This is a genomic window from Cryobacterium sp. TMT1-3, from assembly GCF_004402315.1.
In the GTDB taxonomy this organism is placed as follows: domain Bacteria; phylum Actinomycetota; class Actinomycetes; order Actinomycetales; family Microbacteriaceae; genus Cryobacterium; species Cryobacterium luteum.
The window spans coordinates 135364-145186 of sequence record NZ_SOFW01000035.1; the positions used below are offsets into that span (position 1 = coordinate 135364).

The 9823-nt window shown below is 67.0% G+C and carries 7 protein-coding genes; 5 read left to right on the forward strand and 2 right to left on the reverse strand.

Translation table 11 applies throughout. The annotated features are described in order from the left end of the window. Positions 1-43: 43 nt before the first annotated feature. The 5 genes from E3O25_RS12280 to E3O25_RS12300 all read left to right on the forward strand — a co-directional run bounded on the left by E3O25_RS12280 (position 44) and on the right by E3O25_RS12300 (position 7880). Entirely contained in the window at positions 44-1228 is a 1185-nt protein-coding gene (locus E3O25_RS12280; RefSeq protein WP_134361271.1) for an acetyl-CoA C-acyltransferase, read from the forward strand. Then, positions 1228-2121: a 3-hydroxyacyl-CoA dehydrogenase family protein gene (locus tag E3O25_RS12285; RefSeq protein ID WP_092110258.1), complete on the forward strand. Its 894-nt coding sequence runs from the start codon at positions 1228-1230 to the stop codon at positions 2119-2121. Before E3O25_RS12280 ends, E3O25_RS12285 begins: the two co-directional genes overlap by 1 nt. A gap of 50 nt (positions 2122-2171) precedes the next feature. Continuing rightward, on the forward strand, positions 2172-4229 hold the full coding sequence (gene paaZ / locus E3O25_RS12290) for a phenylacetic acid degradation bifunctional protein PaaZ (protein ID WP_092110468.1): 2058 nt from the start codon (positions 2172-2174) through the stop codon (positions 4227-4229). Positions 4230-4492: 263 nt separating this feature from the next. Next, on the forward strand, positions 4493-5902 hold the full coding sequence (locus E3O25_RS12295; protein WP_166806022.1) for a carboxypeptidase-like regulatory domain-containing protein: 1410 nt from the start codon (positions 4493-4495) through the stop codon (positions 5900-5902). A 61-nt stretch (positions 5903-5963) separates the two neighbouring features. Beyond that, entirely contained in the window at positions 5964-7880 is a 1917-nt protein-coding gene (locus E3O25_RS12300) for an O-antigen ligase family protein (protein WP_241988584.1), read from the forward strand. 7 nt (positions 7881-7887) lie between these two features. Here E3O25_RS12300 and E3O25_RS12305 read toward each other — a convergent pair whose 3' ends face one another. Next, positions 7888-8274, reverse strand: coding sequence for an ATP-dependent DNA ligase (locus E3O25_RS12305; RefSeq protein ID WP_174721740.1), 387 nt, complete (start codon positions 8272-8274; stop codon positions 7888-7890). Between the two features lie 175 nt (positions 8275-8449). Beyond that, entirely contained in the window at positions 8450-9700 is a 1251-nt protein-coding gene (locus E3O25_RS12310) for a low temperature requirement protein A (RefSeq protein ID WP_134361274.1), read from the reverse strand. Positions 9701-9823 lie beyond the last annotated feature (123 nt).

Here is a 9823-nt window from a genome sequence, read left to right on the forward strand (position 1 = left end):
TCGTTCCCGCATGCCCGCGCAGACACCGTCGTCAGGAGAGAACATGGCTGAGGCCTACCTCGTTGGAGGAGCACGCACCCCCGTAGGTCGTTACGGCGGGGCGCTGGCTTCGGTTCGTCCCGATGACCTCGCCGCACTCGTGGTCGGTGAGGCCGTGCGCCGCGCGGGCATCGACCCTGGCCTGATCGAGGAGATCATCTTCGGCGCCGCCACCCAGGCCGGCGAAGACAACCGCAACGTGGCCCGCATGGCCGGGCTGCTCGCCGGACTGCCCGACCACGTGCCCGGCATCACCGTCAACCGGTTGTGCGCCTCGGGAATGTCAGCGATCACCATGGCCGCCCAGGCTATCCGGGCCGGCGACGCCGATCTGATGGTCGCTGGCGGCGTCGAATCGATGACCCGCGCCCCCTGGGTGCAGGCCAAACCCGATCGAGCCTGGGCCAAGCCCGGCGCCCAGTTCGACACCTCCATCGGCTGGCGCTTCGTGAACCCCAAACTGGCCGCCCGCGACAAAGCCACCTTTTCCATGTCGGAGACAGCCGAAGAGGTCGCCCGGCTCGACGGCATCACCCGCGCCGAAGCGGATGCCTTCGCCCTGCGCAGCCATCAGCGCGCCGCCGCCGCCATCGACGCCGGCCACTTCGTCGACGAGATCGTCGGCGTTCCCACCCAAAAGGGCGAGGTGCTCGTCGACGAGGGCCTGCGCCGCGACACCACCCTCGAAGGCCTCGCCGCCCTCCGCCCCATCGTCGCCGGCGGCTCCGTCGTTACGGCCGGCAACGCGAGCTCGCTCAACGATGGTGCGTCGGCGATTCTCGTAGCGAGCCGCGAGGCCGTGGAGAAGTACGGCCTCACGCCGCGCGCCCGCATCGTCGTCGGTGCCAGCGTCGGCCTGGCCCCGGAGATCATGGGCCTCGGCCCGGTCGCGGCCACCCAACGCGCCCTCGAGCGCAGCGGCCTCGCCATCACCGACCTCGGCGCCATCGAACTCAACGAAGCCTTCGCCACCCAGTCCATCGCCTGCATCCGTCGCCTCGGCCTCGACGAAGAAATCGTCAACCGCGACGGCGGCGCTATCGCCCTCGGGCATCCGCTCGGGTCGAGCGGAGCTCGCCTCGTCGTCACCCTGCTCGCCCGCATGGAGCGGGAAAACGCCCAGCACGGCCTCGCCACCATGTGCGTCGGCGTCGGCCAGGGCTCGGCCCTCATTTTGGAGCGTGTCTGATGTCTGTGTCTGAACTCGAACTCGGCGACCGCGGCGAATCGGGCGTGCCCGACCGGGTCGGAGTGCTCGGCGGCGGGCGCATGGGCGCCGGTATCGCGCACGCCTTTCTGCTCGCCGGAGCCCACGTTGCCCTCGTCGAACGCAACGACGTCGAAGCCTCGGCTGCTCGCGACCGCGTGCTGCGCGCCGTCGACGCGAGCATCGCCCGCGGCGCCACCGGCGAAACCCGGCTGGAACTCGAGGCCCGCCTCGCCGTCGGGGCGGACTTCGGCCTGTTTTCCGACCGGGAACTCGTCGTCGAAGCCGTTCCCGAGGTGCGCGCGCTCAAGATCGAGGCCCTGCACAAGGTCGAGGCGCAGCTTTCCGCCGACGCAGCCCTGGCCAGCAACACCTCATCGATCTCGATCGACGACCTCGCCGACGAACTGGCACGCCCGGCCCGCTTTCTCGGCCTGCACTTTTTCAACCCGGTGCCTGCCTCGAATCTGGTTGAGCTCGTCATCGGCAGCGCCACCTCGCCTGAATTGGTAGCGGATGCCCAAAGCTGGGTTTCCGCCCTCGGCAAGACTCCGATCACCGTCAGCGACGCGCCTGGATTCGCCTCCTCCCGGCTCGGAGTCACCCTCGGGCTGGAAGCCATCCGCATGCTCGAAGAGGGTGTCGCGAGTGCCGCGGATATCGATGCCGCGATGATGCTCGGCTACAAGCATCCGGTCGGACCGTTGAAACTGACCGACCTGGTCGGCCTCGACGTGCGCCTCGGCATCGCCGAATACCTGCACAAACAGCTCGGCGCCCGCTTCGAACCGCCGGCGCTGCTGCGCCGGCTCGTCGCCGAGGGCAAGCTCGGCCGCAAGTCGGGCCAGGGCTTCTACCGCTGGGACGAAGCCTGATGGCCGCCCAGGCCGAGACAGCACCCCGCACCCAGCCTGAAGGAGACCCCATGACGACCATTCTGCCCAGCTACGTGCAGGGATCCTGGTGGACCCCGACCGACGCTTCGACCGGCACTGATGTCTGCGACGCCTCGACAGGCGAGGTCGTCACCCGTGTCAGCACGCAGGGCCTCGACCTCGCCGCCGCCCTCGAGTACGCCCGCATCGTCGGCCAGAAGTCGCTCGGCGAACTCACCTTTCACCAGCGTGCCGTGCTGCTCAAGCAGATGGCGCTGGTGCTGACCGAACACAAACAGCAGCTCTACGCGCTGTCCAGCCGCACCGGCGCCACCAAAGTAGACTCCTGGGTCGACATCGACGGCGGCATCGGCGTGCTGTTCAGTTACTCCTCCAAGGGGCGTCGCGAACTCCCCAACGCCCGCGTCTACGTCGACGGGCCGGTCGAGCCGCTCTCCAAGGACGGCTCCTTCATCGCGCGCCACATCTACTCGCGCCTGCCCGGAGTCGCCGTGCAGATCAACGCGTTCAACTTTCCGGTCTGGGGCTCCCTGGAGAAGTTCGCGCCGGCCTTCCTGGCCGGCGTGCCCACCCTGGTGAAGCCCGCTACCCCGTCCGGCTACCTTGCCGAAGCTTTTGTGCGCATCCTCGCCGACTCGGGCCTGCTGCCTGAGGGCTCGCTGCAGCTCGTCTCCGGCAGTGTGCCGACCCTGTTCGACGACGTGCGCCTCGGCGACCTTGTCGCCTTCACCGGATCGGCCTCCACCGCCGAGAAGCTGCGCGCGAGCGACTCGGTGCAGACCGGGGGAGTGCGGTTCACCAATGAGACCGACTCGATCAACGCCTCGATTCTCGGAACGGATGCCGCCACAGGCACCCCCGAATTCGACGCCTTCGTCAAGCAGGTCGTCACCGAGATGACGGTCAAGGCCGGCCAGAAATGCACCGCCATCCGCCGCGTCATCGTGCCGCGCGAGGCCATGGACGACGTCGTCGCCGCCGTGCAGGCACGCATCACCGAACGCATCGTCCTCGGCGATCCCCGAGCTGAGGGCGTCACGATGGGCCCGCTCGCCTCCACCGCGCAGCGCCTCGAGGTACTCAGGCAGGTTGCTCGCCTGCAGGCCGCCGGTGGCGATCTGGTCGTCGGCCGAACGGATGCCCCGGCCGTGCTACACGCCGACGGCACGACCGCGCTCGCTCCCGATGGCGCGTTCGTCGAGCCGCTGCTGCTGCGTTTCGACGATGCTTCGGCCGACGCCGTGCACGAGGTCGAGGCCTTCGGCCCGGTGTCGAGCGTGCTCGGCTACGACACGATTGATGAGGCCATCGCCCTGGTGCGTCGGGGCGGCGGGTCGCTCGTGACCAGCATCGCCACCCACGATCCCATGGTTGCCGTCGCCCTGATGACCGGCATCTCGGCCTTCAACGGGCGGGTGCTCGTGCTCGACCGCGACGACGCCCGCACCTCAACCGGGCACGGTTCGCCGGTGCCGCAGCTCGTGCACGGCGGCCCGGGCCGGGCCGGCGGCGGTGAAGAGCTCGGCGGCATCCGTGCCGTGCTGCACCACATGCAGCGCACCGCCATTCAGGGGTCGCCCGAGATGCTCACGGCGATCACCGGAATCTGGCACCAGGGCGCGTCTGCGCGGGCTGGAAGCACGCATCCGTTTCGAAAGAGCCTCGCCGAACTCGTGATCGGCGATCAGATCGTCTCGGATTCCCGCACGGTGACGCTAGCGGATATCGAAACCTTCGCGCAGTTCACCGGGGACACTTTCTACGCCCACATGAACGAGGAGGCCGCCGCGGCCAACCCGTTCTTCCCCGGCCGGGTGGCCCACGGCTACCTCCTCGTCTCCTGGGCCGCCGGCCTGTTCGTCGACCCGGCACCCGGCCCGGTACTCGCCAACTCTGGCCTCGAGAACCTGAAGTTCGTCACGCCGGTCTCGCCCGGCGACAGCATTCGGGTCGCGCTCACCGCGAAGCAGATCACCCCGCGGGAGACCGACGAGTACGGCGAGGTGCGCTGGGATGCCGTGCTGACCAACCAGAATGACGAACTCGTCGCGTCCTACGACGTGCTCACCCTGGTCGCCAAGCACTAGGCCGTCGCAAACGTAGGGGGCCCGCGTACTGTGCGGGCCCCTTTCTCGTGCCCGGTCCGCGATCTCGCGCGTTCGAGGGGCACCCGGTTTGGGCTGACACGCAGGCCAGGAAGCGGATGCTGCGATCTGTTGCGCCACATAGGATCCAGTGGGGGGCATTGCTCCGCGCGTTCGGACATGCACGCATGACCAACGCTCGCACGAGATCGAAGGTCATCATGGGGAACTTGTTCACACGTATCCGGGAGCATAGCTTCGCGGTCGTGCTCACAGTAGCGGCCGTCCTAACCTTCGGGGCCCTCGCGGCGGCTCCGGCCACTGCGGTCGAGGAGAACCCGCCACTCGCTACGACTGTCGCCGAGAACCTGACGATCTCCGGTACCGTCACCGGGGTGACGCCGAACGGCATCGTTCCGGTCGCCGGTGCATCCGTCCGTGTCCGTGTTGGGCAGTCCTACCGCGGCACAACGACGAAAGTCGACGGGCGCTATGAACTCTCCGGCATGAGCACAGGAGAGGCTATTGTGTCCTTCTCGGCACCGAATGCAGACGGTTTCGGATTTCTCGGTCTAACAACCTCGGTGCCATTGGACGGGGCCAATGTGACTGCCGACTTCCTCCTGGAGCAGGGCAGTGTCATCTCCGGGGTCGTCTCGAAGAACGTCTTGGGAACGACGTCACCCGCAGAGAATATTGAAGTAACCATTCTCGCAGCGGACGGAACCCCTGGCTTCAACGGCATTGACTACACGGCCTCCGACGGCTCGTATTCCGTGAATTCTCTCGCTGCCGGCAGTTACAAGGTGAGCTTCGGCTCCTACGGCACGCCGACGGGATTCGCTGTGGTGTACAACGACAATGCACCCACTGCCGAGGGCGCCAAGAGCATCAAAGTCGCGAAGGACTTCGAGGTTTCAAACATCGACGCAACTCTGGTTCTTGACGGTACGGCCTACCCCATCTCGGGTGAAGTGGCGATCGTCGGTGAGGCTCGTGTGGGCCAGACCCTCTCCGTGGCTGGCCCCTGGACCCCGTCTGACCCAGAGTTGAGCTACGCGTGGCATCGGTCCGGTAGCTACGGCGATGTCAAAACCTCTAGTACGTACACGATTACCGAAGATGACCTCGGCAGCACCCTGAACGTGCGGGTGACCGGGATGGCGACCGGGTCGGCCACGTTCTGGAGTGAGTCTACGAAAGCAGTCCAGCCGGCGAACACGACATCTACGCCGGTCTCACCAGCTCTGCTGCCTCAGACCGGAGGGGTGACTTCCGTCTCCGTCGTCGGACCGAAGAGCGATCGCGTGACCATGCCGCAGAAGACCATCGCCCCGGGAGCGAGCATCCCGATCACCGGCACCGGCTTCGCCCCGTTTGAGGTTGTCGACATCTGGCTGCACTCCACCCCGGTGCTGCTCGGAACCCTCACCGCCGACGCACTGGGTCGCGTCAGCGGCAGCTTCCCCATGCCGGCGAACATCGCGTCGGGCACGCACCACATCGTGCTGGTTGACGAAAACGGTGTCTCTTACACCTCGGCCGCAGTGGTCGTGGCTCTGGCCGACACCGGCACCGACCTCTCGTCGGGCTGGCTCGCCCTGGCCCTCATGGCACTCGGCGGTCTGGCGTTGACCATCCGAGCGCGTCGCCGCACCGCCTTGGCGCTGAAATAGCAGCACGCACCCGCATCGACGGGCGGCCTTCGACGGCTGATGTGTCGAAGGCCGCTTCGTGATGTCCAAAGCAATTCCCGCCACGCGGATGCCGCAGCGCCAGGTCCCCAGACCCGCCGCGATCCCGCCCGCCCGCCGCCGTGCAGCCACGGTCGCGCTCTGGCTGCTCATTGCCTCGTCGATCGTCTTTCTTCCCGACGCGTTCGTGCGCTGGTTCCTGCCGAAGGACGCCCTCGCAGCCATCGCCGTCGCACTCGCCTCGGTCGCGGTCGCACGCGGACGGCTGCCGCGCTGGTTTGTGGCTGCGGCATCCGCTGCCCTCGCCCTCGCACTGCTGAGCGTGCTGATCTCGGCGGCCCCCGGCGTGCAGCTCATGGGGCGCTGGCCGCGTTATGAGGGCCTCGTCACCCTGCCGGTCTACTTCGGTGCGCTGTGGGCGGGCGCGCGTCTGCTTGGCCCCGGCGCTCCTGCCGACAGCCTGCGCACGCTGGTGCGTGCGATCGCGACGGCCGCCATCGCCCTCGGCCTGGTCTCGTTGCTCGAAGCGGTCGGAGCACGGCCCATCGCCACGGACCTGGCCCGCCCCGGGTCCCTGACCGGAAACGCCACCGACCAGGGCGTGCTCGGCGCTATTTTCTGCGCGATGCTGATGCTTCCCGTGTTGCGCGCCTGGACCAACCCGAGAACGGGGTTGGCCGAGCGAGTCTGGTTGAGTACGGCCTTGGTGCTCGCCGTCGCGACCGTCATCCTGAGTGCGTCGCGCGCAGGGCTGCTCGCTGCGGTACTAGTGCTCGGCATTCTGATGGCCCTCGAAATCGTGCGGTCGTCGGGCCGGCAGAGACTTCGCCTCGTGGGGATTGCCACCCTTGCGGGCATGCTCCTCATCGGCGGGGCGCTGGCCGTGCCCTTCACCCGCAATCGTGTGCTCGGCGCGAGCCCGCTCTCGACACAGTCCCTCGAGGGCCGGTTCACGTTTTGGAGCGATGCCGCTGGGGTAGTGGCTGAGCATCCGCTCGGCGTCGGAGTGAGCGGATTCCTCAACGCCAATGCGGGCAACTCCACGAGTGAATCGGTGTTGGATTCTCCGCACAACGGGGTCTTGCAGGTTCTTCTGGCCGGCGGCATTCCGCTGCTCATCGTGGTCGGCGGTCTCTTCATCACGGCCGCGGTGTTCGGTCTTCGCTCCTGGCGGCGGTTGCCTGATGCCGAGCCGACTGCGGCAAGGCGCGGTCCGGCCGCATCCCCGAAAACGGATGCCGCCCGTCGCGACGTTCTCGCCGGTTCCCTCGCGGCCCTCGGTGGGTTCGGTGTTGCCCTGCTCACGCACTTCACGGCGCCGTCAACGACCATCGTCGCCGCCCTCCTGCTGGGAATCCTCGTGGCAGGCAGGCCGGAAGGCGGGCTGCGAATTCGCCTGCGGTCGAGTTCGCAGCGCAGAACTGCGGCGGCCGGTCGTTCAATTCTGCTGGCGGTTTGGTCAATCTGGCTGATTGTCGTGGTCAGCGCCGAAGTTCCCCTCGCCGCAGGCGTCGCGCACGCAGCCCGCGGCGAGATCGCCGCAGCCGAAAGCGCGTTCAGCACCGCCTCCGCCATTCGTCCGTGGGATGCCGACCTCTCCGGAATCGCCGCCCAGTCATTCGCCGCTGCCGCAGATGCCGGCGTTCCCGGAGCCTCCGCACGCGCGATCGATTGGGCAGAGCGGTCACGAGTCGGGCTTCCCCACACCGTGGCTACCGAGCGCGCGCTCGCGGTGGGGCAATTCACCGAGGGTGATGTGGCCGGTGCCGCGAAGACCCTGGCCCCACTGGTGGAATTGGCACCGCAGGACGCTGCCATCGCCGTGCAGAACGCCATCGTTCTTTATACAAACCAGGATGCCGCTGGCGCACGGCGTGAGGTCGAGCGAGCCCTCAAGCTGGACCCGGACAACGAAGTCGCACTCCAACTCGCGGCGATTCTGCGAACCCAGCCCGAATAAGCACGCGCTACACGGACTGAATGAGCCCGGTGTCGGTGCGCGCGATCGTTTTCGCATCGAACGTGGACGTCGGCCGCGCCGCAAGCGTGGTCACCGGCAGGGATCCGACCTCGCTGACGATGACGAGTCCCGGAGCACTGTTGGCTGATCGGCTGAGATCTTCGATCCACTGTCGGTTGAGTGTGGCGGCGTGCCGGCTGGCGAACGTGAAATACAGCGGGATGGCCGGATTGAGCCAGATCGAGCTGCGTCCGGAACCGGCCGTTGCCGAATCCTGCCAGGACAGCAGAAAACTCTCACCCCGGCGCAGCTTTTGCACGATCACGAGTTGCAGGTGAGCAAGGGTGCGATCGTCGATCTCCACGACGACGCGGTTATACGTGAGGGAACCCATGATTGCCTTCCTGATCGTTGCGAAACGATGCTGCTCCGCTCAGTATCTCGGCTGCACGGCCCAAGCACCAGAGTCCAACGTCCCATTCTCCCCGCACTGCGACGGGGCCGGGGCCCCGTCCGCAGGCCCAGTTTCTAACCGGGGCCCGCGGCCACAAGGTTGGCCCGGCATCCGCTCAACCGGCGTCGTCGTCGGTCGTGCCGGCGCGAACGCGCGCAATCGTCTCCCAGGCCGCGACGATGACCAGAACGACGGAGGTCGCGGCACCCAGCCCGAGCGGAGTCAGGAGTGCCCCCGCGGCACCGGTCAGGGCGAGCAGCCCGAGCCCGACGACGTGGGAGATGAGCAGCGTGCGCGCGACGATCCAGCGGAACAGCAGCAGCCCGACGAGATAGAACAGGGGCCCGCCCACAATGGTCACGGCCACCGCAAGCGTCATGGCATCTCCCGGGTGTTCCAGTACCGACTTGTCAGCGACCGAGGTGAGCACAATTCCCGCGATGATTATGGCGTGCACGTAGGTGTAGGCGAGCCGAGCGATCCGACCCGGCTCGCTCGACGCTGAAATCGCCTTGCTCCCGGCGCGCTCTCCGTGATCGAAATAGAGCCACCACATGGCGACGCCGTTCACAAAAGCGAGGAACAAGCCGAAGATTCCAACAACGGATGCCTCCTGGTCGACGAACGCGAACCCGGTCACCAGAAAGGACTCACCGACGGCGATGATCACGAACAGGGCGCTGCGCTCCGCGATATGGGGACCGGAGACGTCCCAGTCATCGACTCCCGGCGCCTTCAATCCGGGAAGGCGAAACCCGAGGCTCGCTGAGCCGTACTCAATCGCGAGGGCGATCAGCCAGGCCGGCAGCCGCAACGACAGTGGCAGGAGGGCTCCGCCGATCCAGAACAAGCTGGCGACCGAGAGCCACACCAGGATGCGCAGAAAAGTCGCGTGCAGGGCTGGGTCATGCCGGGCGAGGGCGAGCACCATGAAAACCGTGCGCCCCAGTTGCAGGGCAACGTAGGCGACAGCGAAGACCAGACCCTGATCTCCAAACGAATCGTAGATCGACGTGCTGATCACGAGGCCCACGAGCGAGAGGCCGATCACGACGCCGCGCACCGGGAGCCTCGCCGGGTCGAGCCAGTTCGTCACCCAGGTGGTGTAAACCCAGAGCCACCATAGAGCGAGCACCAGAATGATCGACTCGAGGGCACCGACCCAGGATTGGTTTGCGTAGAGGTAGCGCGACAGCTGGGTGAGCGCGAAGACGAAGATGAGATCGAAGAACAACTCGATATAAGTGACTCGGTCACTCCGGTCGGAATCACTCGGTCGCAGCAGGCTGCGGCGAAACCCTAGGCGCAAGATCCAGGCACGATGCTCAAGTGGATGCTGCTGCGTCATCTTCCCTGGTCTGCTCACGTTCCCAGTCTCCCCCGCACCCCGTGCGACACGCCCGGGTGGGGTGTGTTTTGACGGGTGGGCTGGGTGGCCGTAATGTATCTATACGTACCCCAAAGGTGCGGAAAGCCGCAGTGCTTCCCG